Below are 26826 nucleotides of genomic sequence, written 5' to 3'. Positions count from 1 at the left end.
TAGATGCACACTACATTTCAGCTTCCTGCTGCTGATAGAGGGCATAGTAGCGTCCCCGCAGCGCCATGAGTTCATCATGCGTACCAATTTCAACAGGCGAACCTTTATCCATCATCAAAATAATATCGGCATTGCGAATTGTGCTAAGTCGGTGCGTGATGAAAAATACGGTTCGATCGCTAAACACCTCTGCCAAATTCAGGCAAACGCGCCGCTCCGAGTCATAGTCCAGTGCGCTGGTCGCTTCGTCCAGAATCAGCAGACGCGGGTTTTGCAGCACCGTGCGGGCGATCGCAATCCGCTGCCGCTGTCCACCCGAAAGGGAAGCTCCGCGTTCACCCACTCGCGTGTTGTAGCCGTTGGGCAGTTCCATGATGAAGTCGTGCGCCGCCGCCGCCTGAGCCGCCCGGATGATTTCTTCCGCCGAAGCATTGGGACAGGTGAGGGCAATATTCTCCTGCACACTACCTTCAAACAGCAGGGTATCTTGAGGCACGATGCCAATTTGCTGTCGCAGCGAGTAGAGTTCGACTTTGCTGATGTCGTAGCCGTCGATAATGATTCGCCCTTCTTCCAAATCATAGAGTCGGGGCAGCAGCTTCATCAGCGTACTCTTCCCGGAACCGCTCTGACCCACAATCCCGACAAACGCGCCTGCAGGAAACTCCAGACTGACGTTGGTGAGCTGCCACGGTCCACTCGTGCCAAACCGGAACGAAACGTCGTCAAACTTAACCTGACCCTGAATTGGAGGCATCGGGATATTTTGGCGATCGGTTTCATCCGCTTCGGGAGCCGAGTCTACAATGTCGCTGAGTCGTTCGATCGACAGACCCACTTCCTGGAAGTTTTGCCAAAGTTGCGCCAGACGCAGCAGCGGACTCGTCACATATCCGGCAATAATTCGGAAGGCGATGAGCTGACCGAGTGAGAGCTGACCTTGCAGCACCAAATAAGCTCCGACCCAGATCACCAGCAGACCCGAAAGCTGGTTCAGGAAGTTGCTGGCAGACCCGGCAGTCGTGGAAGTGAGAACGGTTTTAAAGCCTGCACTGACATATCGGGCATAGCGTTGCTGCCACTGCCAGCGTGCCCGTAGCTCCATATTCTGGGCTTTGACGGTCTGAATCCCTGAAACCACTTCCACCAGATAAGACTGGGTTTCAGCGTTTCGCTCCGCCTTAACGCGAAGCTGGTTACGAATCAGGGGTGAAGCGAACACTGCCAGCAGAATAAACAGGGGAATCGTCAGCAGCGACACCAGCGTCAGCAGCCAGCTATAAACAAACATCACCACAATGTAGATCACGGAGAATATCGCATCCAGCACCACGGTCAGAGCCGTCCCGGTGAGGAACTGCCGAATATTTTCCAGCTCATTGATCCGTGTTGCCAGTTCTCCAACCGGACGACGTTCAAAGTAGCGCAGCGGCAGCCGCAGCAGGTGATCGATAATCTCTGAGCCAAGCGACATATCGATCCGGTTCGTGGTGTCCACAAACAAATACGTTCGTACACTGGTGAGAAGCGCCTCAAAGAGTGCCAGTGCCAGCAGCAGAAACCCCAAAACATGCAGCGTGGCGATGCTTTTCTGCACAATCACCTTATCGATGATCACCTGCACCATCAGGGGATTCGCCAAGGCAAAGAGCTGCACAAAGAAAGAGGCAATGAAGACTTCGATCAGCACCCGCTTGTGTTTCTGGACGGCTGGCAAAAACCAGTTCAATCCAAATCGCTGCTGCGGCGTTTGCTTGGTCGATTTCAGCAGCAGGATCTCACCCTGCTGTCCCCAGGTTTCAGCAAAATCCGCAGGTTTGCGTCGCCGAATGCCGCTTTGGGGATCAGCAATCACCAGTTCACGTTCGCTCGCTTCATACAGCAGCACAATTCCATCCTGCCACTTCAGCAGAGCCGGACCCTCGATACGACCGATCGCATTGGCTGGAGCTACCACAAGCTGAGCATTCAAGCCCATCATTTCGGCAACCGCGCCACACAGCTCCAGGGAGACGGCGCCCATCCGCTGCGACTGACTCACCAAAACGCGCTTCACCACATCGCTGCGGAACGGCATATTGAAGTGCTTGCAGAGCATCTGCATACAAGCCATTGCTTCGTCCAGCTCACCCTTGCCGCGCACAAAGGGATAATTGGGCCGCCCAGAGGATTTTTTATCCGCCGTGAGACTGGGATCAGCTTCTCCGGGACGATCGGGCGCGTAGGGAATTTCAAGCTCTGGCTCGATCGCCGCTGATTCGATCGGCTCCGGGGTGGCATCAGCAATTTGTTCGGTCAGGATCTCTGGAAAGCCCACAATTCGCGCAGGCCGGCTGCCCGTCACTTCAACGCCGCTGAGCCGACCGTTTAGCGTCAGCCGACTTCCGACCGGGAAATTTTCAATTTCGCCGCCGCCGCTTACGAGCCAGATCCGATTTTGTTCAAGCTGGGCGATCGGAGTCCGTCCGGGGGGCAGGTTGCATACCACCGCTTCGGTTTCTGCCTGAAACGATAGCTCTTTCAAGTCAGCATCGCCATTTGCCTGACGGTGTAGCTCTGTGCCCAGCAGGTCAAAGACTTCCATCAGCGGCGCACGCTGGCGAAACGCACTGGCTAAGGTCGGTTCTCGCTCCAGCAACGCCAGAAAATCGGTGGCTGATAGGGTGAGGCAGATTGTTTCCGTCGAGGCGATCACCGTTTCACAAGGGACACCGCGCACCAGCCCCACCCAGCCAAAAATAGCTCCCGGCTGAAGCAGTTGCAGCGTCACAGGCTTTTGCGTCCGGGGATCATAGCCCAGTAGCCGCACCTGTCCCTGATAAACAATACAGACCTGATTGGGGAGTCGATCGCGCACCAGCACCGCCTGCCCCATCCGGTAACGCAAGAGCTGAAACCGCTCAGTCGCGTAGGACAAGGCACTGGGCGAAAGCTGGTCGAACGGCGGAACAGCCGCGACAAAGTCTTGAACAGTGGATTTGGTATAGGTCATGTGGCAAGGGGGGCAGCCGTAGAAGGATTAAAACTCAGGGAATCGACTTGTTCCAATTGTTCCTTGAGCCAGGTATTAAAACATTCGTTTAACAATCTCCGCCGCATCGATTCGTCAAGCTGGGCGGGAATAAATTTTTCCAGACGAACCAGGACGATCCATTCGCCCACACGGGTAGGAGGGCTAATATGACCGGGCTGGCTGAGCATCAGAAGCTGTGCCAGAGTCGGGTGGGGAACGCTCAGCTCTACCGGACCGATCAAGCCGTCGGTCTGCGCTTCTGGACCCTTTGAGTAGCTGCGTGCCAGTTCAGCAAAGCTCTGTTCGCCTTCCAACACCCGGAAATAAAGCTCTTGGGCAACGCCAATGTCCTGTTCCTGAACCCGAATTAGAGAGTAAATGACCTTATCGAGCCTGTCTTTGCGGCTGAGGAAGTAAGACTCTAGCTTGTTTCCCCAGGTTGCCTGTTTAAATTTCTCAATCCGCATTTCCCGGCTTGCCAGAGCATCGAGCTGCTCTTCAGTCATACCGTAGTAGGCTAGCCACGACTGCCGGGCTTCCGCTTCTTCGAGCTGGTTTTGACTGTAGAATTGCTGACGTGCTTCGGCAATTTCTGCTTCTGTACAGTCGATCGCTTGAATTGCCTGATCAATCAGGAGTTCCTGAACAAACTGCGGCATCATCTGATAACCCGCCATCAGCGGCAGCAGTTCCTCAGCCTTGATCGATCGATCCCCAATTTGTAGTACAACAGTCATCTCAGTAGGATCTCTGTGGATACACGCTATGCCCTTTGACTTTAACTTTGCCCTAATTTCTCTCGATCGACTCAGGGATACGGAGATTCAGGTAAAAACTTCGGGTCAATCCTGAAATCTTATTAGGGCCAGCTAAAACACTCAGTAGAATCTCTACCATTTTGCCTTTTGTTCCGTCTAGATGGCATCGACAACAGTTTGTCAAAACTCTTATCGCGTCACTGCACGAAATTCATTTGCAATTACTTTATACAGTAGGAGACTTGAATCCTCCTAAAAATACGTGGGAATGTGACATTTTGATAAGTATACTTGTTGATTTATCACAAAGCCTTTACACAACCTGTCCTGGATTCCTGCTCCTGCCAGTTTGCCTGCTCTTGTCCATACAATCCCCACTAAAAACCCCCACTAAAAACCCCCACTAAAAACCCGTCAGTTCTGAGAACTCGTCACTTCAGAACTTGTTACTTCAGAACTCGTTACTAGCATCAGGCAGCAAACCAGATTCGGATGCAGCTTGTGATACAGCAAACACCAGGCCGGATACCTCCATTTGGTAAGCTGAGATGACCGTTCAGAAGAACGTATATCACCCATGCACAAGCTGTTATCCGGCTCCCTTCGGACTGAAGCGATCACAATCGCCATTCCCCAGTTACCGCCCCAGCTCCAAAATATCCGGTTTGTACAGCTCTCCGACTTGCATTATGACGGACTCCGGCTTTCAGAGCAGATGCTCACTGAGGCGATCGAAACTAGCAATGCGCTTCGGCCAGATTTGGTGGTGCTCACGGGCGATTATGTCACCGATGACCCCACTCCGATTTATGCCTTAGCCGATCGACTTCAGCGGCTTGAGAGCCGGTTGGGGATTTATGCGGTGCTGGGAAACCACGACCTGGAACTGCCCCAATCCAGAACCGAGGTGACAACTGCCCTCACTCGCGCTGGAATTCGGGTGCTGTGGAATGAAATTGCTTACCCGCTAGGGCAACAGCTTCCGATCGTCGGACTGGCAGATTTCTGGTCGCGTGAGTTTAATCCTGCTTTAGTCTTAAGTCAGCTTCACCCCGAAACGCCCCGCATCGTTCTTTCTCACAATCCCGACTCTGCCGCTAAACTTCAGCCCTGGCGGGTCGATCTTCAGCTTTCCGGGCACACCCACGGCGGTCAGATTGCTTTACCCGGTTTCGGACCCTTTCCCACAGGCTATCAGCGGCTGCGTCGCTATGTTCCCAAAACCTGGCGCAAATGGATTCCTTATATGAAAGAAGACTGCTACAAAGTCTTGCAGCACTGGGAGTGGGCGCAGGGATTGCACCAGGTCGGCTCTAATCTGCTTTATGTGAATCGCGGACTGGGAACCTATCCACCGGGACGGCTCTTCTGCCCGCCTGAATTAACAGTAATCACGATCGTTTAGCCCCGATCGAGCCTAATTCCCGCCAATCTCCTGCTGGCTACGCTCCATCCATCCTGCAAGCGGGGTGGGTAGACCGTCTACGCTGATTTGATTTTTAAGCTGCCAGTAGTCCCACATGCCCCGATCGCCTTTCTTTTGCGCCCATTCCACCATGTCTGATCGCTGCCCCTCAAACTCATAGAGCGGAACGCCCGTACCGCAGGAAGTCTGAACGCGATCGATTTCGGCGATGATAATTTGTCGGGTTCCGGGAATCGTGGGAAACAAGTCAGCCTGGGTGTGCCAGTCGAGGGCATCCGGCGTCAGCACTCGTCCCTGACCATATAGCCGCAGGATTAAAGGCTTGCCTTGAAAAGCGCAGAACATAAACGTAATTCGCTGATTTTCTGCTAGATGAGCAGAAGTTTCGTTACCGCTTCCGGTGAGGTCAAGGTAGGCAACGCGATTGGGTGAAAGAATGCGAAAGCTATCCAGCCCCTTGGGTGAAAGATTGATGTGTCCAGCGGGGCTCAAGGGCGCAGTCGCCACGAAAAAGATTTGCTGCGCGTGAATAAATTTTTGTAAATCGTCAGTGATGCGATCGAAGACTTTAGCCATAAAGGGAAGTAGACAAATAACTGCTGAAATCTATTCCACCTTCTACAGTAAGTCTCTGAGTACGCGCTCTACAGAACTTTGCGTGTAAATGAATCTTCGATTGATTCGAGCTATTGCCAACCTGTGAAAGAAACCTGTGAAAGAGTTTATTGTCGTAGACACGGAGGGAAGCGAGATCGTTCGCGAAATTGCGATTTTGAACAGCGAAGGACAGCTCGTTTACGAAGCTTTTGACGCAGCCCATCCAGACTACACAGAAACCCAGCTTAAAAAACAGCCGCTTCAGGCAATACTGCCCTGCTTTTTTGATTTCGCAAAGCAAAAGCAGGTGATTTTTCACTCCGCAAATCACGATATTCAGGTTCTACGGCAAAGCTGTCGGAAAGCAGGACTAACCTGGAGGAAAATTCAGTTTAGCTGTACTTATGAACTGGCTCAGCATTATCTGCCCGATTTACCCAGCTACTCACTCGAATACTTAAGTAAGCGATTAAACTTAAAAGTTAACCAGAAATACTTCAATCCCCAACAAGCCCACTCTGCCCGCTACGATGCCGAATTTACCTATCAGCTCTATCTGAAACTTATGGAACTGAAGTCGCAGTCCTCCCTGAAAAAGGCGTTGAAAGATAAACCGAATCCCTTTAGCAGCAGCAAGGTTGATAATCCTTTTCAAGACCATCCTGACCTGAAGCAAATTTATCAGGATGAGTTTGAATTGCTAAAGGCAACGATCGATGATATCCGAGACGATCGCAATCATCAGAGCCAGGGAGCCGTAGTGATCGGGGAACCGGGAACGGGCAAAACGCACTTGATCATGCGATTGGCAAAAGAGCTGTTGCAGGTGAATCGTCTGCTGTTTATCGGTCAGCCGAATAATCCCGATAGTGTTCTCTATCACATCTACACGCGCATTCTCAAATCGTTTGTCGAAACTGTTCCAGGAAATGGCTTTACCCAGCTTGAGAATTTGTTAGCACACAGCTTTGTTAGAATTCTTCAGGCAACTTCCCAGCAAAGCAATAACGATGAAATCATTCTTTCGAGAATTGGAGAAAATCCGCTTGCGCTTTATAGTTTGGCGAAAGAAGGAACCGATTTGAAGCGCAAACTCTGGCAGCATATTGAGCGACGCACCAATGAATGGTGGACAAGCCAATATGGGTTATCGGGCTACTCGGCGCAGATTATTAAAGGCATCATCAAATTTTGCAGCTATACCGAACCACGACGCAAAGAATTAGCAACACGCTGGTTAGTTGCTCACGAGCTAGAGCGCGAAGATGCGGAATCAATCGGCTTAGAAAACTGGAGCGCAGACTTCAGCAAAGAGGATTTCTCATTAGAAGCAATCTCAGTATTTAGCAAGCTTTCTCTGCTCGATGAACCGCTAATCATTGTATTTGATCAGCTTGAGGGATTAGGACTGGAATGCAATCGAAATCTGCTGGAACGATTTGGCGAAGCCGTCAAAGAAATCTTTACCTACGTTCCGAATAGTTTGATTATTCTCAATCTGTTTCCCGATCGCTGGCAGCAGTTTCAAACCTTTTTCGATGGTTCAGTGATCGATCGCATTTCGCAGCACAAAGTCTTTCTAGAAGCTCCAACTAATCAGCAGATCAAGGAAATTTTGCAGCTTAAAGTGAGGGCGATCGGCATTGATTTAGAAAAGCTATTTACATCAGGAGAACTTCAGCAAATTCTCAGTCATCGTCCGATTCGAGCCGCCCTGAATCGAGCAGCAGACTACTATCGCTACAAGGCACGCGGAATTCCCCTACCGCGATCGGCTCAGGAATTTTCGGAATCCTATCCTTCCCCCGAATTCCCGATTTCTACGGAACAGCGACTCGATCGCTTGGAGCAGGAGCTCAGCAAATTTCGGCAAGCAATTCAGGCGATCGCAACCGGATTAGGCTCAATCTACAGCACAGAAACAAATGGAGAGACTCCCGTTTTTCAGCCGTTTCTGAATACTGAGTTCAACCCTCATCAAAACACTCATTATCAGAATGGAAATGCTCATCGCTCTGATGAAACTCTCATTGTCCGTCTTGATGCCACACGACAGGTTTTAGACTATCTGAAATCGCAGAGACCGGAACTTTTGCAGGACTATGACAAACTGCAAATTATTACGGACAGCGACGATATTGGCAAACTCACGACGATCGCCGAAGCTTTTCAGCTCATCCAGCCCTTTGAAATTGACTGTCTTCGATTAGGTAAGTCTAAATTGCCTGAAAATCGTGTTTTTCAGTCTGAGCTTAAGAAGGTGGCGATCGGATTTCTGCAAATCGACGGCAGCGGATTCACGAGCCGTTTGAAAAACTTCAACGAATTAGTTGTCAGCCACAAAGACACTCGGTTTCTTCTATGGCGTGATGGGCGACAGCCACCGATTACAGGCAAAGTAGGACGCGAAGAAATCGAGAAGTTGAACAATGCGGCGAATGGTGAATATCGACTGATGGAGGAAAACGATCGGATTGATTTTGAGCTGCTGTACAAGCTCGTGATCGATATTCAAAACCGAGATTTAGACGTTGATTTGCTTGCCGCACTGGAAGTCGTGACGGACGAGTTAAAAGATAACTGGCTGATTCAGCTTTTTCAGCCTGAGCGATCGCTGAACTGAAATTATTCTCGACCGACCAGACCTCGGCTGACCAGAACAAAGCCTCTGGTTTTTCCTGAAGTTGTATCCAGCGTGTCCATCGATCGCCAAAGCTCATCGGCTCTCACCCAAACGGGAGGATATTTGTAGCGGGCAACATCCAGAATCAAAAAGCGATCGGTTTCCGCATGATAGGCCGCGATCGGGGAAATGTGCCCACCTCGCTCCTGCCCAATTTCTCGACGCAAATAGTTAATCAGAATATAGTTCTGCGGCTGATTGAGGTTTTCGATCGCCAGCCTGCGAAACTCTTCCAGCGACGTATCGCCTGCATGGTGAACCTTGGCTTGCACCGAGTAGCTCTCGAGCAGTTTTCCCAGTTCTTCCAGGGTCAGCCCCTGCCGCTGCACCACTTCAGGCGCGATCACCTGTCGGGCGGCTTCACTGTCAAAAAAATTGTCCTGCGTGAAAACGCGATAGGGTTCATACTGAGGGGCGATCGGAGCGGGAATGCCCAGACTATTCAGGATCATCACCATACTGGCAACGCCACAATAGGCCTGATTCACCTGCGTCACAAACTGCGAGCTGAGATTCCAAAAATCCTGTCTGGCGGCACTCTCTATCAGCAGAGCTTCACCCTGCGGCGAGTTAAACGCAATCAGACGGTCGGGGAGGGCAAGGGTCTGGGCGATTGTCTGCCCAGCAGTAAGGCACAGCCCAGCAATGGCAAACTGAAGCAGCGCAAATCTTTTTTTGAGCATCATGAATTGACTCTCCTGAATTTATCGGCAGGCTGCGAGTGCTTCGATATCTGCATTCACGATCGCTTCCAGATTCCTCGTAATTTTCTCAATATCCCAGTTCCACCAGGCAATTTCTAGTAAATGCTGAATGATTTCATCTGAGAATCGCTGCCGAATTTGCTTCGCCGGATTGCCGCCGACAATCGTGTAAGGCAACACATCTTTCGTAACGATCGCTTTTGCTGCAACGATCGCGCCATCCCCAATTTGCACGCCCGGCATAATGACCGCCTCGTAGCCAATCCAAACGTCGTTACCAATTATCGTATCGCCCTTATAAGCAGAATCATCGGTCTTGGAAGCAACCCGTTCCCACCCCTGCCCAAAAATCTCAAACGGATAGGTCGAGAAGCCAGACATGCGATGGGTTCCCCCATTCATCACGAACTTTACTCCTCTCGCAATGGCGCAAAACTTACCGATCATCAGCTTATCCCCCACAAAAGGAAAGTGATATAGCACATTGCGCTCAAAGTTTTCGGAGTCTTCCGGGTCGTCGTAGTAAGTGTAATCGCCGATCGAAATATTGGGATTAGAGACTGTGTTTTGAATAAAACAAATCTGAGGAAATCCCGGCATTGGGTGCGGGTTCTTGGGATCAGGATAGTTCATTTGCTTTAGCACACCCCAAGCAAAAAACCGGATAGGACTAGCCTACCCGGAATCGAAGGAAAAGGATGATCAGATTGATTGATTAAACTAAACGGCAGAACGTTAGCTTACACGCCCACGGTCCGCTTGCTCACCTGAGCCAGTTCGCCTTTCACATACTTGGCAGCGTACTCTTCCAGGCTAATCTGCTTGATCTTAGACGCATTGCCTGCGGTTTCGAACTGCTGATAGCGATCGGCGCACACTTTCTGCATGTACTTGATCGAAGGCTTGAGGAAGTGGCGGGGGTCAAATTCCTTCGAATTTGCCGACAGAGCTTCACGGACTGCTGCCGTAATTGCCAAACGGTTATCCGTATCGATGTTCACCTTCCGTACACCGCTCTTGATACCCTTCTGGATTTCTTCAACGGGTACACCGTAGGTTTCAGGGATAGTACCACCGTGTTGGTTAATCAGCGCAATCAGATCTTCGGGAACCGAGGAAGAACCGTGCATTACCAGGTGGGTGTTGGGCAGGCGGCGGTGGATTTCTTCGATGCGGCTGATTGCCAAAATTTCACCGGTCGGCTTGCGGGTGAACTTGTATGCGCCGTGGCTGGTTCCGATTGCGACTGCCAGCGCGTCAACCTGAGTCCGCTCAACGAAGTCAACCGCTTCATCGGGGTCGGTCAGCAGCATGGAGTGATCGAGTTCACCTTCAAAGCCGTGTCCATCTTCTGCTTCGCCTTTGCCGGTTTCTAGCGAGCCGAGGCAACCCAGTTCACCTTCAACGCTAGCCCCGATCGCGTGAGCGACTTTCACGACTTCGCTGGTGACAGCAACGTTGTACTCGTAGCTTGCGGGGGTCTTGGCGTCAGCTTCCAGCGAACCGTCCATCATGACGCTGGTGAAGCCGTTCTTAATTGCGGAGTAGCAGGTTGCAGGCTCGTTACCGTGATCCTGGTGCATCACGATCGGAATATGAGGATAGGTCTCAACCGCAGCCAGAATCAGGTGACGGAGGAAATTTTCCCCAGCGTACTTGCGGGCACCACGAGAAGCTTGCAGAATCACAGGGCTATCTGTGGCATCAGCAGCCTGCATGATTGCCTGGATTTGCTCCATGTTGTTGACGTTGAACGCAGGAATGCCGTATCCATTCTCGGCGGCGTGATCCAGCAGTAGTCGCATTGGCACAAGTGCCATAGGTTTCCTCCTAGTTGGTGTGATCAGCTAATTTCGGCTTGAAATGAGAAATGCTTATGACAATCTTAAGATACTTTACACTCCCAGGTGAATTAATATCTTTCGGATTTCGGTCTAAGCGGCGAATGTGAACGCCAGCCTCGTTTTTAAGTATAAATGCTCAAGGTGATCTTTAGTCAAGCTTTGGTTTCAGGATGAATTGATTCTCCCTCAAGAGGTTATTTGAGGAGTCGCCACTGTCCTGCATTGCCCCCTAAATCCCCCATTGGTTACTGCCGCTCTAGAGGAGCGAGTGGGGGACTTTGAAGGCTGGGGGAGGTTAAGGTCGATCGCGTAACTCCCGCACAATTTCCTGCGCTAAGTTTTTGCTCCACACCTGCTCGAAGGGACAAGAGACGCGATCGTCTTCCCGCTCAAACCAACTCATCGCCTCTTCAAGCTGGCTCACTGAATAGGTATCGTTAATCAGCATTTTGGTGAGCAGGGTTTTGACGATGATCGCCTGAGCATCATTTAGAACGAGCATGGCTGATCCTCCTGCTGAGACGAGGCTTCGCCGTTCCCCCTCTGGGGTAATCGTGCATTAGCAAGACGTTCGGCTTTGCTGAGAATCACTAGGGCTTTGTCGATATCGCGCACTTTGATCGATCGAATGGAAGTCAGCAGAGAACGGACGAGGGCAACCTCATCATCGGAAAGGGTAATCATGTTTGAAACTCCATGAGAATCTAACTCAGATGCAGCAATGATTCTGGGCGTTTTTGGCTTAATTTCAATATAAATTAATTCGGCAATTCGTACAATATAGAAATTCCAAAAATAAAGAATAATCCTGAAACCCCGTTACGATCGTTGAGTTGCAGAGGCTAGGTGTGTATTAAGAATTTTCGATGGCTAGGAAAAAGAAAGCAGAGCTGCGCCTGTATATCTCGCCTAGTCTAGATAGGCTGTTAAAGACGTTAGCGGGTCTTAGTGATCAAACCGTGAGCAGTATTGTCGAGGACACTCTTAGGGAGAGCCTGCCTGAGCGATACAGCGAATTAATGAATACTCACAATCTGGGAAAGCTGCTAGAGGACGAGGATTAGGAGACGGTTAAAAACGCACATCCTGCTGACGACACCACCTTTCAGGACAGCCACCGTTTCAACCAGTTCCAGCCCCACGACGGCTCAGGCTTTGGCCTCAATGACTCGGAGAGTTTCTGCTGGAGCTGCTGCAAATTTCCTCGACATTTAACAGTGTTGGGATGATTGACTCCGAGCCGCTGTTCCAGGATAAAAATTGCTCGCTCGTAAAGCGGTTCTGCCTCCGAGTAGCGTCCCTGATTCTTGTAGAGTACTGCCAGATTGTTGAGGCTAGCGGCAACATCAGGGTGATCTTTGCCTAACTGCGCTTCACAAATCTCTAGCGATCGTTGAAGGAGGGGTTCTGCTTCCACGTAGCGTCCCTGATAGTTGTAGAGTACTGCCAGACCGTTGAGGCTAGCGGCAACAGCAGGATGGTCTTTGCCTAGCTGCGCTTCACAAATCTCTAGCGATCGTTGAAGGAGGGGTTCTGCCTCCGAGTAGCGTCCCTGATTCTTGTAGAGTACTGCCAGATTGCTGAGGCTTTCGGCAACATCAGGATGGTCTTTGCCTAACTGCGCTTCTCGAATCTCTAGCGATCGTTGGTAGAGCGGTTCTGCCTCCGCATACTGTCCTCGTTGCTTGAGATAATATCCTGCCTGGTTCAGCAATCGTGCTAATGCTTCAACCTGCTCTAGCTCATCGGGGAGATAGGGTTGAATCGACTCTACGTGAGGTAGCAAACGGGCACACTGTGTCCACTGGTCATAATCCACGAAAGGGAAGGCTGCATTCAGAGCGGCGACCGCCCGGTTCACCCACTGCTGCAACTGGTCATCAGTCATTCCTTGCCGCACAACTGCCTGTACCATGCGGTGAATGCTGTAGGACTGGGCAGTAGGCTCCAGTTTAATCAGCGAATAGCAAGCCAGGGGATTGAGGAGATTTGCCAGTTGCAGGGGATCTGTCTCCGCCTCTGCCAGGGCAGTTTGGACTCGGTCGCCCAGGTGTTTTGCTCCTTTCACCAACAGCTCATAGGGAATTGCATCGGCAGCCAGCAAAGCACTCCACTGAAGCACATCAGCGGCAGCAGGAGCCGTTTCCTGGATGGCTTGAAAGTTAATTGCCCAGGTCGTCGTCACCGAGGCGGGATAGTTGACTCCGGCAGGATGCTGTTCCAGCAGCTTGAATCGCTGTTGCTGATAGCTCGTCCAATAATCCTGAATGCGGATCTGCCGTTCGCGGATAAATGCGCCTGCCTGCTCCAATGCCAGGGGCAAATCGTCAAACTCTGCCGCCAATTGCGCTGCTGCGGTTCGTTCGGCATCGGTTCCCTGCTCCTGCCCGGTACGCTTCATCAGCAAGGCGATCGACTCCTGCCGAGACAGCTTCAAGACCTGCTTCACCTCAGCAATGCCCACAGCATCCAGGACGGGAGCGCGAGACGTGACCAGAATACAGCCCTGGGGATTTTGCGGACGGAATTTTTGCAGCAGTTCAGGGCGATCGGCGTTGTCAAAGATCAGCAGCCAGTCTTTATGATTCGCAAACCAACGCTTCACCGCCTCAATTTTTTTCTCGGTTTCCTGCGCCTCCTGCTGCGGCAATGCCAGGGCACGCGCCAGATTGCCAAAATCCGTACTCAGCTCCAGCTCGGTATCTGCCCTCACCCAAAACACCCACTGATACGGCTTCCCAAAATAGTGATAAGCATATTCCACCGCCATCTGCGTCTTGCCAATGCCGCCCAAACCTGACAGTGCCGTGGCGCGTCGCTGCTGTAGAGCCTCATGCAACTGCATCAGTAATGCATCGCGTCCAGTGAAGTACGGGTTCGGCGGAAAGGGAACGTTGAACGAAATCGGCTCCTCGATCGGTTGAGCGGCTTGCTGATAGTAAATGTTTTCAGCAATGAAGTTTGTATTATCTTCTGCCGTTCTAACCTGATTGTTCATTCCCCCGTAGTTGTTCTGCTGCGTCATTGTTTTGCTGCGTTTCGCTCATCGGGGTGAAGGCTAGAGAATGCGTTTATCCGTGATGGTGTTCTCCACCAATAAAGTTGGTGTTATATGCGCCTTTAATTACGTTCTGGTAATTCGTACCGCCGTAGTTGTTCTGCACGGTACTGCTGTTATCCTCTACCAGCATCAGCGTAATCTCATGGGCGATCGTCTGAACTTGTGTGGCAAACTCCGGGTCTTCATCCATCACCACGTCCAGATTTTTGGCGATCGTATTCAGAGCCGCTTTGTCGCCCTGTTCCACCTTCTCTAACGCAAAATCAATGTTGGGCGATCGACCCCGCAGCTTATTCCAGATCAGCTTTCGCAGCTCGTCCATTCTGGCAACGGCTCCTTCTGTCAGCTTCTCAGCCGCTTTGCCCGCACCCGCCTCAATAAATTTTTGAAACGCCAGATTTGCGATCACACTTGCCGTTATCGCGGTTACAGGTTCTACCATTGGTTTCTCCCAAAGATTGTCTCACCATGTCACGCAATACACCCAACGATAGCGAAATTCCAGGGAAAAACTCAAAGAGTTCAAAGTCTCCCACGAGTAGGGGATTTAGGGGGCTGCAAAGCCTGGAACACTAACAGAATCGCCTTATGAAAACACCGTAGCTCAGAATTGAGATCTAGGCAGGCAAAGCATCGTTTAATCAGAAGAACTATCGCGCGTTTCTTCTTCTATCGCTTCATCATTCACTTTCACATCACCCAAATCATCCCTTAGCGAATTACTTAGCGTTACCCAATTTGCGACGCTCAAATCTTCTGCACGTACCTGAGCATTAAGCTGCATTGATTCCAGAAGTTCAGTCAGCTTGTCGCGATCGATCACACTCTTCAGGTTATTTCGCAGCATTTTGCGCTTGGTGGCAAATCCTAGCTTTACCAGCGTATCGAGCTTGCGGGGGTCGGTTACAGGGGAGGCAATCGATCGGGGTGTGAGGCGAACCACTGCGGAATCAACTTTTGGCGGCGGTTGAAATGCTTTTGCTGGAACGTCTGCGATCCAGATGCAGTCCGCCAGATATTGCACGCGCACCGAAAGCGCACCAAAGGCTTTAGAACCCGGACTTGCCGTGATCCGCTCGGCAACTTCTTTTTGCATCAATAGGACGACCGACTCATAGGGTTCTGGGTTAGGGTGAGCGATCGTCCCCAGCAGCAGTTCCAGAATCGGTCCGGTGATGTTGTAGGGAATGTTGGCAACGACTTTGTTGGGATTTTGAAAGGCAGGAGCATTCGTCAGCAGTTCAGGCAGATTCAAGCTTAAAATATCGCCCTGAAGCAGCAGAAAATTCTCGGTTTGACCAAACTGTTTGACCAGCAGCTTGCACAAATCGCGATCGATTTCCACCGAAAGAACCGACTGCGCCAGGGGCAAAAGCCTGCGAGTAAGAATTCCCGTTCCGGGACCAATTTCCAGGACGCGATCGGTTGGCTGAAGGGCGGCAGCATTCACGATTTGCGCCAAAGCCTTTTCGCTCTGGAGCCAGTGCTGTCCAAATCGCTTTCGCGGTGAGTGAGTCATGTGTGAAGTCAAAATTTTGAGTCCGCCGTCCCGATTTTCATAACTCGCGGCACTTAACCGCAAACCTCTATCCTAGCGGGTTTCCAAAACTGTAACTAAAGTCACTCTGAGGCGATCGGCGTGGCAGAGTAGAAACATCCTGAATCCATCGTCATTCGATCAGGAACCCATGTGAGGAGATTACCATGTCGAAGATTACGTCTCGTCTTTCCCGCCGTACCCTGGGCATTGCTGTGCCGCTCTTGCTAGGGGTTGCTAGTATTTCGCTCACGCTACCTGTTCTCGCCCACGAAACCCAGCCAATGACACGAACCATTACCGTAACCGGACAAGGCACTGAGTCGATCGCCACGACCCTGACTCAGGTGCAGCTCGGTGTTGAAGTGCAAGGTAGAACGGCAGAAGAAGTGCAGCAAGAAGCCGCTCGGCGATCGTCGGCGGTGGTGGAGTTTTTACGGGGGCGCAATGTCAGCAAGCTGCAAACCACCGGAATCAATCTCAGTCCGCGCTACGACTACGACAACGGCAACCAGAGAATCGTAGGATACACGGCGACCAACACGGTGAGCTTCCGCATTCCCACAGAGCGGGCAGGCACTTTGTTAGACGAAGCAGTGCGGGCAGGCGCAACGCGGATCGATAGCGTATCGTTTATTGCAGAAGATGCGGCGATCGCAACCGCACGACAGCAGGCAATCCGGGAAGCAACGCAGGATGCCCAAACGCAGGCAGATGCTGCTTTATCTGCGCTGGGACTCAGCCGCGAAGAAGTCGTGAGCATTCAGATCAACAATGCCTTTATGCAACCGCCTCCAATGCCCCTGTACCGCCAGAATGTCGCGATGGGTGCCGCAGACTCTGCCCCTACGCCGGTTGTGGGAGGCGAGCAGGACATTCAGGCAACGGTGACTTTGCAGATTCGCTATTAGTTTAAGAGGGTGTTTGAGCAGGGTGGGGGTTTCTACATTGCCCCCTAAATCCCTCAAGGCTGGGGAACTAAATTAATTTCCTGCCCACCCTGCTTTAGCGATGCCGTGAGCGCGGTGAGAATTTCGACCAGTTCTGCTCCCAGTTCTCCGGGGGATATGGCAGAAGGGGTGTTGTGCTGCACGCAGTCGAGAAAATGGCGGCAGACCTGCTGAAGCGGCTCAAGCGACTCGATCGCAATGGGCTGAGATGGATGAGCGATCGGAGAAAATGGCATTCCTTCAGAAGAATTGGCAGACGCGAAACTGCCGGGCAGGAAGGTTAACGGCGATTCAGGATTTAGCTCGTCAAAAACCAGCGTACCGCGATCGCCTACTGCACAGAGTCGCCGCTGCTTATCAGGATTGCCCCAGCAAAGATGAATCATTGCCCGAAAGCCACTGGGATAGCTCAGGTTCACCCACACCAAATCAGAAATTCCCGGTTGCAGCCAGCTCATTCCCTGAGCCTGAACGGCGATCGGGCTTTCTCTCGTCCAGGCGTTGAAAATGGCAATGTCATGCACCACCAGATCCCACAAAGCATCGACATCCTGGCGCACCGGACCCAGGTGAGTTCGGCTGGCATAGCCATAGCGCAAATTACCCAGATCACCTGCCTGAATCCTGATCTGCCCCTGCTGCACTGCCGGATGAAATAAATAGGTGTGATCGACCACAAGCTGTCGCTGCTGCTGTATTGCCAGTTCACAAAGCTGCCTTGATTCCCGGGGGTCAAGCGTTAGCGGCTTTTCTGCTAGCACATGGCAGCCCTGTTGCAAAGCGGCTTTAATAATGGAGAAATGGCTGATCGCGGGCGTTGCCACAACGACGGCTTCGACTTCGGGTAACGCCAGGGCTTCTGTCCAATCGGTGAGCAAAGGGCGATCGTCTAATCGATGATGCTGTCCCAGGCGATCGGACAAAGACTGAAGCTGTTCTAGATTCGGGTCTACCACTGCCAGAAGTTCTGCTTGCGGCAGGGTGAGAAAATTGCGAACGAGGTGAGTTCCCCAGCGTCCCGCCCCGATGACAATCAGCTTAACAGGAGCGAGTTGGGCACGATCGCGCGAAAAATTGGGAGAGACAAAAGCAGCAGGAATCTGGGATAGACGAGCTGTCATAGCGGCTGGAGGCCAAATGCCTTTGGCGGCGAGTTTGTGAGCAAAGGGTTTGCTCCAGCGTGGCTCAATCGATCGCCCAACGTGACCCGCAATTCTGCGGAACTGTTTATGAGATTTGCTTAAAGTCGCTTAATGGAAGCAATTAATATAAACGGCTCAGAACGTAGTCACATAGCTCCAGCAGCGTTTGGCGCGAGTCTGAATCAGGCAGTTCGCTGAGGTTGGCGATCGCCTGCTGAGCGTGTTTGGTGGCGAGTTCCCGCGAGCGTTCGATGCCGTGACTGTCATAGACAAGTGCCAGTGCCTGCTCCAGATCCCCTTCCTGAGCAAACTCACGCTCGATCAGGGTTTCTAGATAAGGCTTTTCTTCCATTGCGAAGAGAACCGGAGCCGTTAAATTACCGCTTTTCAGGTCTGATCCAGCAGGTTTACCCAGGGCATCACTAGAGGCAGTGAAGTCAAGAATGTCATCCACGATTTGAAATGCCAAGCCCACATTACGCCCGTATTCATAAAGCTGCTGCGCCAGTGCATCTGAAACGCCACTTAGGAGAGCAGAGGCTTTTGCGCTGTTTGCCATTAGCGAAGCGGTCTTGTAATAGCTCTTTTCCAGATAGGCTGAGATCGACAAACTCGCATCAAAGCGATTGAGTCCCTGCTGAATCTCGCCCTCTGCAAAGTCGCGGATCACTTCAGAGAGCAGTTTCACGACTGCTAAATTATCCAGATTCGCCAGATACCAGGAGGACTGAGCAAACAGAAAATCGCCTGCCAGCACTGCAACCCGATTGCCAAAGCTGCTGTTAACCGTCGGCACGCCCCGCCGCAGCTCGGACTCATCAATTACATCGTCATGCACCAGACTCGCAGTGTGGATCATCTCAGTAATTTCTGCGAGGCGGCGATGCTTTTGCGTAATTTCTTCGTCTGACATCGTTGCCCTTGCCACCAGCAGGACGATCGCAGGTCTCAGCCGTTTTCCTCCTGCCCCAAAAAGGTATTCTGCTGCGGCGTAAAGAATGGGGTGTCTGGCTCCCACAAGTTGTTTCAGGTTCTCAGTCAGCAGCCGGAGATCTGCGTCTACTGGGGAAAAAAGGGAGGTCGCTGAGGTCATGGATGAGCCGCCGCTGTTAAGTTACGAAATATTACACATCTTACCTTTATTTTACTCATATCTATTTTTCCTGGGGTAGTCTGATCTGCCCCTTCTTAGTAATGACCTTAGTGATGACGAGAACCATCTGGCAAAATCGTATTCTGTAAACGAGTGAGCGTCAGGTTCGCGCCAGTGAGGTTGGCAGCTATTAAATTTGCCCCGCTCAGGTCTGCCTGGGTCAGGTTTGCGCCGCGCAAATTGGCTCCGCTGAGGTTCGCTTCCTTGAGGCAAGCACGACTTAGATCGGCTCCGCGCAAATTGGCTCCAGCGAATGTTGCCTGTGCCAGGTTTGCCTTACTCAATTTTGCCCAGCTTAAATCCGATCGATCGCCTGCCGCCTCAATCAGGGTTGCCCCGGTCAGAATTGCATTCACCAGACGAGCTTCGACCAGGATAGTTTTATAGAGCGTTGCTTTGCAGAGTAAAGCCGCATTAAGTTCTGCCTGATAAGCATTGGCGCGGCTCAGGGTGGCACTGGTGAGATTTGCCCCATTCAAATTCGCACGGCACAGCTCCGATCGCGTCAGGTTCGTATCGCTGAGGTCAGCCGATCGCAGATTTGCCTGTCGGAGGTCGGCTCCAATTAAATCCGTCAGGCTCAGATCTGCCTGGATCAAACTAGCTTCGCGCAGGTCGGCATTCCGCAAAATTGCCCCTTGAAGATCAGCTCCATCTACGGTTGTGCCAATCAGGTGAGCATCGCTCAGGTCTGCTTCGGTCAGGTCAGCGTGAATCAGAATTGCCTCATATAAATTGGCACGGGTGAGGTCAGCCGATCGCATCACAGCCTGGCTCAGATTTGCCGAAGCCAGGGACGTTCGACGCAGGTTTGCCCGACCCAAATCTAATCGGCTCAGATCAAAGCCGCGCAGATCCGCTTCGTTCAAGTCGGGGTCAATTTCAGGATGGTGCAGTCGCCAGTCTTGCCAGCCGATTGCTCCCCATTTCAGCAGTGCCAGATGTTCTGAATTTGCCATAATGCCCGCTGCGCCCCTGCCTGTGCCTCCTATAGATTCGCTGTAAGCTGACCTAAAAAAGAATTACTCTTTGCGTCCGCCCAGTTCAAGCTGCCGACCAGATATGCTTTCCAGCGAACCGAGCACTGCCCTGGATGCCGCAATAATGTCCTGCTCCTGGCCACCGAGATAAAGTCGCCCAAAGCTGCCCACCGCTGAAATGTGCAGAATGTTGATCAAAGCTGCTTTTTCCGCTTCGTTGGCAGCTAGAGCCGCATAAGCAGCAGGTTCGCATTCCATAATGTAGAGCGTTTGCCCAGCAAGCAGCATATTTCCCTTGCGGGTGCGGTTAATGAGCTGGGTATGGTGAGCGTCAATGTTGCGAATAATCTGGCTGGAAATAATCCGGGGCTTAAGGCTGTCTCGCGGACTCACCCCGATGTAATCTAAAATTGCACGTCCGGCAGCCAGGGTATCACTCTGACGACTGGAGTGAATTTCTAGCAGCCCATACAATCGCTCAATAAACAGCACCCCCGGGCGCACCGAAGCCGACTTCAGGGCGATGTCCATCAGGCGATTGATTTCAATTCCTGGCGCAATCTCCACCCAGAGCGAGGAATCCCCCGGCAGGGGCAAAAACCCTAATGCCTGCGTCCCAAGGTAAGCGGCGTGCTGGGGCTGAAGGTTGTCGAGATAAACGTAGCTGCGAAGATCAATTCCCAAAACAGTACCTTCCCAAAAAACACCCGAGACGAGACAGCTTTGCTGCAAGCTTAAACTGACCGCTAAGCGACAGCAACACCCACAGTGGTAGTTCTATTATCGCTGAAGTGTTAATGATTATTGCGGGGATTCTAGCGAAGCGGCTGAAGAAAGGTTGCAAATTGCTCATCCCTACCCAATCGGCAAGTGGCCGCTACTTGCTACACCGCTAGTTTAATCACGAAAGTGATTTAAATCACGCAGAATTCCATCAGAAAATCATAGAGTCACGACTGAAACTCCCGCATGCAGGCTTGGATCACTGTATTAACTAAACCATTCATCAACTAAACCATTCGCTTCACTGCCTTCTATGATTCAGCTCCAGCCGCAAATCACTCGCCTGCCCCTGGCTGACTTGATTCTCCCCATGAATCTGCTGCATTTTGATTCACAAAAACTGATTGCCCTCGGTGTCCCTCCCGAAGATGCAAAGTCGATCGCCCAAACCATCATCACAAAACACACGATGCTGCGCTACTGGCGCAAGTTGGCTCAAGCAGGCATCCCCAGCGATGATGCGCGTCGAATTGCCAGAGCCATTGCCAAATATGATGTGATTCAAACTTTGCCCAGCGCACGGCAGCAAAACCTGATTCGCTACTATTGCCCGATCGTCTGTCGCTGTGGTCTGTGGCGATCGGCTCTCTTGCTGTCTCAGCCCAGCAAATTAACTCCAGTTTCCTAATCCTTCAAATTTCTCCTGAGAGAACCCCGAAGCAGCCGATCTAGAATGGCAGGGAATAAAGGGAAAAGAACCCGTGACACTGCACCTGACCCCAACCCAGCTACACCAGATTCAAACCCAGGCAGAGCGCACCTATCCTGAAGAATGCTGCGGATTACTGCTGGGTCAACGCGATCGATCGGGCAACAAATTGGGCAACAAACAGGTTTGCGAAATCTACGAAACGCCAAACGCCTGGACAAAGGAAGCAACCGCCGAACTCGCCCTACAAATCCCGGCTGCCCAAATTGCACAAGGCGCAAAAGCCGATCGCTACTGGATCGATCCCAGAGATTTACTCAAAGCTCAGAGATATTGCCGCGATCGAGGCTGGACAGTACTGGGTATCTATCACTCTCACCCGGATCATCATGCAGTGCCTTCAGAATGCGATCGGGTTCTGGCTTGGGCGGAATATGTTTATGTGATTGTCTCTGTGCAGCAGGGTAAAGCACAGGACGTTCGCGGCTGGCAGCTTGATTCAGCCCATCAGTTTCAACCCGAGGAACTTCTGATTACCGAGATGGATTTGCCTGGGCACAAGTAATCGCCTGCTGAACTTGCTGACGTAATTCAAGGGGTTCGATCGCTTCTGTAATGCGTAAGGCATTCTCAGGTTGACCGAGTGCAAGATAGGTTGGGATGAGTGACACCGTGCTGACACTCTGCTGAGAAGCTTCACTGACAGCATCAGCAAGCTCCTGAGCCTGATATAAAACTTGCTGGGCGCGATCGTTCTCTTCCAAGGCTGTGTACACTCTGGCTACCCCAGATAAAATCATCGCTTTGACATACGATTCTTCCAGAGCTTCTGTACTCTGAAGAACGAACGTAAGAACAGAATTTGCTTGCTCCTTCTGGTTTACTGCTTCATAAACGTAGGCAGTACCCAGCAATATGTATAGGGTAAGCAAAGTCTGCCTTGTAAAGCTCTGAACGAGTGTTACCAGTTCGTTTGCTAATGCAGCAGCTTGTCTCGCTCCTCCTGCCACCGAATAAATTCCCATAAACCTAGCAAGAGTCGTAAAGCGAATGGCATTGGCGGCTTCAAGGGAGTATTTGGCGAGTTCTTCCGTTTTCTCTTCCTCTTCGCTGCGATAGTTAGCTAGAGCAAGATCCAGCACTGCTAAAGCCTTGGCTGGCTGACCCTGCACCTGATAATGCTCCGCAATGTCAAGCAAAAAAGGTAGCCTGTCCTCCTCATCTCGCTGATTAACCAATGCCAAAGCGGAGTCTAACTGTCCGGCATTGATGTAGGCGGTGATGACCGATGATATTGCCCAATCTCGCCCGAAAGGATACTCACCATCGTAGGGTTCGACATCGTGGAGTTCGCCCTCTGGCAAGGAAGGAGCCGGAATACCAAGCGCGATCGTCTCTGCCTGCTGCAATTGTCCGCGCTGAAGGTAAGCCTCGCTAATACTTGCTAGAGTTGCCTCACGCTCATACGGATTCTGAATTTTTGGTACTAACGCCAATGCCGCTTCAAGCTGCCCTGCGCGGATAAGCCTGACAATTTCCGGACTGATTCCTGCGGCTTCCAACGGCCATTGGTTTTCCGAACTCTCCCCCAGCAGGGAGCTTTGAACCTGCTCTGGCTCCGATGTGGCAGGTTTTACGAAGAGGGAAAAACTTATTATTTCGTCAGTCGATTCCGATAAGGGAATGGGTGGGAAAGGGCATGAGGGCGACAACGGGGCAAAAGTAAACTGTGCTGAAGATACGGTAGAAGCAGTATGCCCTCCAGTCAGAGACGAAATTGCCGCAGGATCAGGCTGAGCTAAGCCAGCATGACCCCCTCCAAATACTCCCGAAATGACAGCAATACTCAAGGTAAACGAGACTCTTGGCTTTGGTACGAGGGACATCAGGCAACCGATCGTTATCAGGGCGAATACGCGAATTATCTCCGAGCCATTTCTACCCAGCATCCGTGAAAACTGGCTCAATCCCACAAAACGCTCTAAACCTCCCCCTTTATCGCCCCTGCCCCTGCCCCCTATCCACCCATCTACTCCCCACTCCAACCCTAAAGAAATCCTGATTCTTAACATCATGCGATCGAGAATGCAGCAGACCTGCTGTAATAGAAAAAGGCAAGTCACGCCCAATCCCCTCAAAACCTTTGTATCTCTTCATGCAGTGTTACTCGTATCATGCTGAATCCGAATCTGGATGACATTCAATTAACCAAAGACGACTACGAACGCTATTCACGTCACCTGATCCTGCCGGAGGTTGGGCTAGAGGGGCAAAAACGCCTGAAAGCCGCGAGTGTTCTGTGCATCGGCACAGGCGGACTCGGCTCTCCACTGTTGCTCTACTTAGCGGCGGCAGGTATTGGGCGAATCGGCATCGTTGATTTTGACGTAGTCGATTTCTCGAACCTTCAACGGCAGGTGATCCACGGCACATCGTGGGTTGGCAAGCCCAAAATTCAGTCTGCAAAAGATCGCATTCTGGAAATCAATCCCTACTGTCAGGTTGACCTCTACGAAACTCGTCTCTCTGCCGAAAACGCGCTGGGCATTATCGAACCCTACGATGTGGTGGTAGACGGCACAGACAACTTCCCGACGCGCTATCTGGTGAACGATGCCTGTGTGCTGGCGGGTAAGCCCAACGTCTACGGCTCAATTTTCCGGTTTGAAGGGCAAGCAACGGTCTTTAACTATCAGGATGGACCGAACTATCGCGACCTCTATCCCGAACCGCCGCCACCCGGACTGGTTCCCTCTTGCGCTGAGGGTGGTGTGCTGGGCATTCTCCCCGGACTGATTGGGGTAGTTCAGGCGACGGAAACGGTGAAAATCATTATGGGCGTGGGGCAAACGCTGAGCGGTCGGCTGCTGCTCTACAATGCGCTAAACATGACCTTCCGTGAACTGAAACTGCGCCCGAATCCGGTTCGTCCCGTGATCGAGAAGCTGATTGACTACGAAGAGTTTTGCGGCATTCCTCAAGCAAAAGCAGCAGAAGCACAGCAACAGGCAGCCATGGAAGAAATTACCGTTCAGCAGCTCAAAGAAATCCTCGATAGCGGCGCATCGGATTATGTGCTGCTCGATGTTCGCAATCCGAACGAGTACGACATTGCCAAGATTCCCGGCTCGGTGCTGGTTCCTCTACCAGATATCGAAGAGGGTGGCGGCGTTGAAAAAGTGCGGGAACTCGTCAATGGGCACAAGCTGATTGTTCATTGTAAGATGGGCGGGCGATCGGCTAAAGCGATCGGTGTTTTGAAGCAGTCTGGCATTGACGGCATCAACGTTAAAGGCGGGATCAATGCTTGGAGTCAGGAAATCGATCCGTCTGTTCCGCAGTATTAAACAGAACTCAGGCGTTTAAGCCAATTGTGCATCGGGTAATCCGGCTGGGTTGCCCGATTTTTAGTGGTTTAGGGGCTACAGTTCGCCGATTTGAAGCTGATATTCGGTTGGGGTGAAGCGATAGATTCCTAAAGGCTTAACTCGATCGACCCTAGCGATCGTCCAGCCGCACGGGAACTGGCTCAAACGCCGGACAGTAGCCCTCAGGCGTTACCTTAAAGCCAAATAAAGGCGAGGCCTGATTCCAGCATCGCTGTCCCCGAAAGTGAAGGCAGTTTGCGCAGCATTCAACATCGGTGGGCAAGCTGGACTCACTGCTTTGATGCAATAGCTCACGCTGATGCAGTCCGCGTAGAATCAGTTCTTCGCCCTGCCAGCGTGCCTCGATCAGCCCGGTATCAGCAAAGTTTTGCCAGCGGGGATCGGAGGTAATGGCTGCGGGTACGACGATCGTGACTGCCGTTTCCTGAGCTGAAAGTTCACCTTCATAGCGGGCATCGGGGGCAGCAGGCTGAATAAAGGTTTCACCGATCGGCAGGTCGACTCGGATTCCGGCAGCAGGCGTGTGCAGATGATAGCGATTTTGCAGTTCTTCCAGACTGGTTAAATCACTAAGATACGCCGGAGAACCATGCACAAAGATAACGTGCTGCGGGCGCAGATTATGAATGAGCTGAGTGGTTCCGGTTCCGTCGCAGTGGTCGCCCAGAAAATAAGACTCGATCGATAATTGTCCGCTTTGCAGCAACCGATTTAGGGTCGGCGAATCTTCCAGCATTTGCAGCAGAGCCGGGTCGATCGCCGATCGCCCAAACTGTTGCGGAACCAGCAGCAGCCAGGGACCGCTATCGGGCAGGCAGTAATCGCTCAGATCTGCTTCCTGGTCGGTCAACACAATGCAGGGAAACCGATTCATGGCTGCACTGCCGTTGCCATTATTGCCCCCGTTTTTACCGTTCTGCTTCAGGTGCAAATGCCGCACGCGAGGACGAATACGCTCATCCCAAAATAGGGGCTGATGCCGGGCAAAATTTTGCACTGAACTGGGAAAGTGAGACAGCATTTCCAGATAGGCATTGCAGCCCAGTGCCACGCTTCCCGCCACCCAGATATCCACATCGCGTCCGGTGAAGTGATGATGGCTCCGCAGCAGCATCAAGATTTCCTGCCCCAGCCCCAGGGTTGGAGTCGGCAGCAGCACCGACTGACCCTCGCCGATCGCGTGATGAATCCGTTCAGCAAGCTGGTTTTCCTGCTGTCTGCGGTGGGGATAGCGGGCTGTGCCATAGCTGCCTTCCATAATCAGCACATCGGGCTTGAGTCCGCGCAGCTCTTCCAGCGGCAGGCCATCTACCAAACGAGAATTCGACAGTAAGCAATCCCCGGTGTAAAACAGCGTATACGATCGCTCTGGGGTGGTGTGGGTGAGCAAAATAGCAGCAGCCCCGGGCAGATGACCTGCTGGAACCAGCTCTGCACTGAGTCCTTCCCGAAACTCAACGGGCGATCGCCAGGGCAGGGCGTGGCAAAAAGCAGAAACTTCCGGCTGGTCGAGCCAGTTCAGCGGTAGGAGCTGTGTCGTTACCTCACTGGCATAAATCGGCATCTGAGGAAACGCCCGATGCAGTTCGAGTAGCCCTCTGGCATGATCAGGATGGGCATGGGTACAAATCACTAGATCAGCAGGCGGTTTTTGACCTGCATTACGGAGCAGCGGCGCGAGATTTGTTAACCCGCAATCCAGCAGAATCCGATGCGACCCCATTCGCACCAGCAGACCAACCCCTTCTTCCTGTTGACCCGCTCCATAAGGTAAGCATTCCAGTTCGACCACAGCAGCGATTCCGTGTAACCAGTAGCAGCATCAGCAAGAGATCAAAGCAGTTTCCCGAAGGGCAAACGAGAATAATGCTCTCAAACCGGATCTATCGCAATGCCGGAGAAGTGAAAGTTAGGAAAAACCCGATCGATCCCTGCTCTCCTTTCAAAGGGCTGTGAAGCCTCTGCAAACCGGAGCGGCATCGCCGATCGTGCCTGGATTAATCCTGACTTTATTCTAAATTTATTCTGAATTTAATTGTGCCTTAGCGGACAACTGAGGAGTTAGTGGGCAGAGCCATTTCCGTGGTAGTTATCGGTATCGTAAAAGCCGTTTCTCGTGCCGAAGAAGAGGCAAGCCACAATAAAAACCGGGGTCAG

24 protein-coding genes are annotated in these 26826 nt (G+C 51.8%); 7 read left to right on the top strand and 17 right to left on the bottom strand.

Features of this window, described 5'->3' with window-relative positions; genetic code table 11:
- Nucleotides 1–10: 10 nt before the first annotated feature.
- A complete protein-coding gene (locus NDA02_RS10730; RefSeq protein WP_190792069.1) occupies nucleotides 11–2992 on the bottom strand; it encodes a peptidase domain-containing ABC transporter in 2982 nt (993 codons plus the stop codon).
- Nucleotides 2989–3750 carry a peptidylprolyl isomerase gene (locus tag NDA02_RS10725; protein ID WP_190792070.1) on the bottom strand — a complete coding sequence of 254 codons (762 nt, stop codon included), beginning with the start codon at nucleotides 3748–3750 and terminating at the stop codon, nucleotides 2989–2991. The genes NDA02_RS10730 and NDA02_RS10725 overlap by 4 nt, the downstream gene beginning before the upstream one ends.
- 598 nt (nucleotides 3751–4348) lie before the next feature.
- On the opposite strand from NDA02_RS10725, the gene NDA02_RS10720 reads away from it, so the two are divergent.
- On the top strand, nucleotides 4349–5176 hold the full coding sequence (locus tag NDA02_RS10720; RefSeq protein ID WP_190792071.1) for a metallophosphoesterase: 828 nt from the start codon (nucleotides 4349–4351) through the stop codon (nucleotides 5174–5176).
- 12 nt (nucleotides 5177–5188) lie between these two features.
- On the opposite strand, the gene NDA02_RS10715 is transcribed toward NDA02_RS10720, so the two are convergent.
- A complete protein-coding gene (locus tag NDA02_RS10715; RefSeq protein WP_348254939.1) occupies nucleotides 5189–5773 on the bottom strand; it encodes a pyridoxamine 5'-phosphate oxidase family protein in 585 nt (194 codons plus the stop codon).
- Between the two features lie 136 nt (nucleotides 5774–5909).
- Between NDA02_RS10715 and NDA02_RS10710 the strand changes: the two genes are divergently transcribed.
- A complete protein-coding gene (locus tag NDA02_RS10710) occupies nucleotides 5910–8417 on the top strand; it encodes an exonuclease domain-containing protein (RefSeq protein WP_348254937.1) in 2508 nt (835 codons plus the stop codon).
- 2 nt (nucleotides 8418–8419) lie between these two features.
- Here NDA02_RS10710 and NDA02_RS10705 read toward each other — a convergent pair whose 3' ends face one another.
- The 8 genes from NDA02_RS10705 to rsmA form a co-directional block, all read right to left on the bottom strand.
- The gene (locus NDA02_RS10705) at nucleotides 8420–9163 is read right to left on the bottom strand and encodes a phytochelatin synthase family protein (protein ID WP_190790895.1); all 744 of its coding nucleotides are present in this window, start codon (nucleotides 9161–9163) and stop codon (nucleotides 8420–8422) included.
- Between the two features lie 18 nt (nucleotides 9164–9181).
- The gene (locus NDA02_RS10700; RefSeq protein WP_190790894.1) at nucleotides 9182–9814 is read right to left on the bottom strand and encodes a Vat family streptogramin A O-acetyltransferase; all 633 of its coding nucleotides are present in this window, start codon (nucleotides 9812–9814) and stop codon (nucleotides 9182–9184) included.
- A gap of 107 nt (nucleotides 9815–9921) precedes the next feature.
- Entirely contained in the window at nucleotides 9922–11001 is a 1080-nt protein-coding gene (gene fba / locus NDA02_RS10695; RefSeq protein WP_190790893.1) for a class II fructose-bisphosphate aldolase, read from the bottom strand.
- Nucleotides 11002–11320: 319 nt separating this feature from the next.
- Entirely contained in the window at nucleotides 11321–11527 is a 207-nt protein-coding gene (locus tag NDA02_RS10690; protein WP_190790892.1) for a hypothetical protein, read from the bottom strand.
- A complete protein-coding gene (locus NDA02_RS10685; protein ID WP_190790891.1) occupies nucleotides 11515–11709 on the bottom strand; it encodes a hypothetical protein in 195 nt (64 codons plus the stop codon). Before NDA02_RS10685 ends, NDA02_RS10690 begins: the two co-directional genes overlap by 13 nt.
- A gap of 421 nt (nucleotides 11710–12130) precedes the next feature.
- Nucleotides 12131–14050, bottom strand: a complete 1920-nt coding sequence (locus NDA02_RS10680) for a tetratricopeptide repeat protein (RefSeq protein ID WP_190790890.1) — start codon at nucleotides 14048–14050, stop codon at nucleotides 12131–12133.
- A gap of 46 nt (nucleotides 14051–14096) precedes the next feature.
- Nucleotides 14097–14528 carry a hypothetical protein gene (locus tag NDA02_RS10675; protein ID WP_190790889.1) on the bottom strand — a complete coding sequence of 144 codons (432 nt, stop codon included), beginning with the start codon at nucleotides 14526–14528 and terminating at the stop codon, nucleotides 14097–14099.
- 195 nt (nucleotides 14529–14723) lie between these two features.
- Nucleotides 14724–15605, bottom strand: a complete 882-nt coding sequence (gene rsmA, locus NDA02_RS10670; RefSeq protein WP_190790888.1) for a 16S rRNA (adenine(1518)-N(6)/adenine(1519)-N(6))-dimethyltransferase RsmA — start codon at nucleotides 15603–15605, stop codon at nucleotides 14724–14726.
- Nucleotides 15606–15790: 185 nt separating this feature from the next.
- Between rsmA and NDA02_RS10665 the strand changes: the two genes are divergently transcribed.
- A complete protein-coding gene (locus NDA02_RS10665; protein WP_190790887.1) occupies nucleotides 15791–16534 on the top strand; it encodes an SIMPL domain-containing protein in 744 nt (247 codons plus the stop codon).
- A 53-nt stretch (nucleotides 16535–16587) separates the two neighbouring features.
- Here NDA02_RS10665 and NDA02_RS10660 read toward each other — a convergent pair whose 3' ends face one another.
- The 4 genes from NDA02_RS10660 to NDA02_RS10645 all read right to left on the bottom strand — a co-directional run bounded on the left by NDA02_RS10660 (nucleotide 16588) and on the right by NDA02_RS10645 (nucleotide 20532).
- Nucleotides 16588–17694 carry a Gfo/Idh/MocA family oxidoreductase gene (locus tag NDA02_RS10660; RefSeq protein WP_190790886.1) on the bottom strand — a complete coding sequence of 369 codons (1107 nt, stop codon included), beginning with the start codon at nucleotides 17692–17694 and terminating at the stop codon, nucleotides 16588–16590.
- Nucleotides 17695–17836: 142 nt separating this feature from the next.
- Entirely contained in the window at nucleotides 17837–18808 is a 972-nt protein-coding gene (gene sds / locus NDA02_RS10655; protein WP_348246079.1) for a solanesyl diphosphate synthase, read from the bottom strand.
- Nucleotides 18809–18915: 107 nt separating this feature from the next.
- Nucleotides 18916–19827: a pentapeptide repeat-containing protein gene (locus NDA02_RS10650; protein WP_348254935.1), complete on the bottom strand. Its 912-nt coding sequence runs from the start codon at nucleotides 19825–19827 to the stop codon at nucleotides 18916–18918.
- A 63-nt stretch (nucleotides 19828–19890) separates the two neighbouring features.
- Nucleotides 19891–20532 carry a hypothetical protein gene (locus tag NDA02_RS10645; protein ID WP_190792190.1) on the bottom strand — a complete coding sequence of 214 codons (642 nt, stop codon included), beginning with the start codon at nucleotides 20530–20532 and terminating at the stop codon, nucleotides 19891–19893.
- Nucleotides 20533–20884: 352 nt separating this feature from the next.
- Between NDA02_RS10645 and NDA02_RS10640 the strand changes: the two genes are divergently transcribed.
- Complete coding sequence (locus NDA02_RS10640; RefSeq protein ID WP_190792191.1) at nucleotides 20885–21259, top strand: hypothetical protein; 375 nt, start codon at nucleotides 20885–20887, stop codon at nucleotides 21257–21259.
- Between the two features lie 73 nt (nucleotides 21260–21332).
- Complete coding sequence (locus NDA02_RS10635; RefSeq protein ID WP_190792192.1) at nucleotides 21333–21845, top strand: Mov34/MPN/PAD-1 family protein; 513 nt, start codon at nucleotides 21333–21335, stop codon at nucleotides 21843–21845.
- Here the strand turns inward: NDA02_RS10635 and NDA02_RS10630 are convergent.
- Nucleotides 21814–22842 carry a hypothetical protein gene (locus NDA02_RS10630; protein ID WP_190792193.1) on the bottom strand — a complete coding sequence of 343 codons (1029 nt, stop codon included), beginning with the start codon at nucleotides 22840–22842 and terminating at the stop codon, nucleotides 21814–21816. The two genes, NDA02_RS10635 and NDA02_RS10630, sit on opposite strands and share 32 nt — an antisense overlap.
- Before the next feature lie 246 nt (nucleotides 22843–23088).
- On the opposite strand from NDA02_RS10630, the gene NDA02_RS10625 reads away from it, so the two are divergent.
- Nucleotides 23089–23235, top strand: a complete 147-nt coding sequence (locus NDA02_RS10625) for a hypothetical protein (protein WP_190792194.1) — start codon at nucleotides 23089–23091, stop codon at nucleotides 23233–23235.
- Nucleotides 23236–23454: 219 nt separating this feature from the next.
- The gene (moeB, locus tag NDA02_RS10620) at nucleotides 23455–24627 is read left to right on the top strand and encodes a molybdopterin-synthase adenylyltransferase MoeB (protein ID WP_190792195.1); all 1173 of its coding nucleotides are present in this window, start codon (nucleotides 23455–23457) and stop codon (nucleotides 24625–24627) included.
- Between the two features lie 151 nt (nucleotides 24628–24778).
- Here moeB and NDA02_RS10615 read toward each other — a convergent pair whose 3' ends face one another.
- Nucleotides 24779–26461 (bottom strand): MBL fold metallo-hydrolase, encoded by a 1683-nt coding sequence (locus tag NDA02_RS10615; protein ID WP_347277881.1) that lies wholly within the window; start codon nucleotides 26459–26461, stop codon nucleotides 24779–24781.
- Between the last annotated feature and the right edge of the window lie 365 nt (nucleotides 26462–26826).

This window comes from Leptolyngbya sp. ST-U4 (assembly GCF_039962215.1).
Taxonomy (GTDB): Bacteria; Cyanobacteriota; Cyanobacteriia; order Elainellales; family Elainellaceae; genus Leptolyngbya_A.
This window is presented reverse-complemented; position numbering and strand designations above follow the sequence as displayed.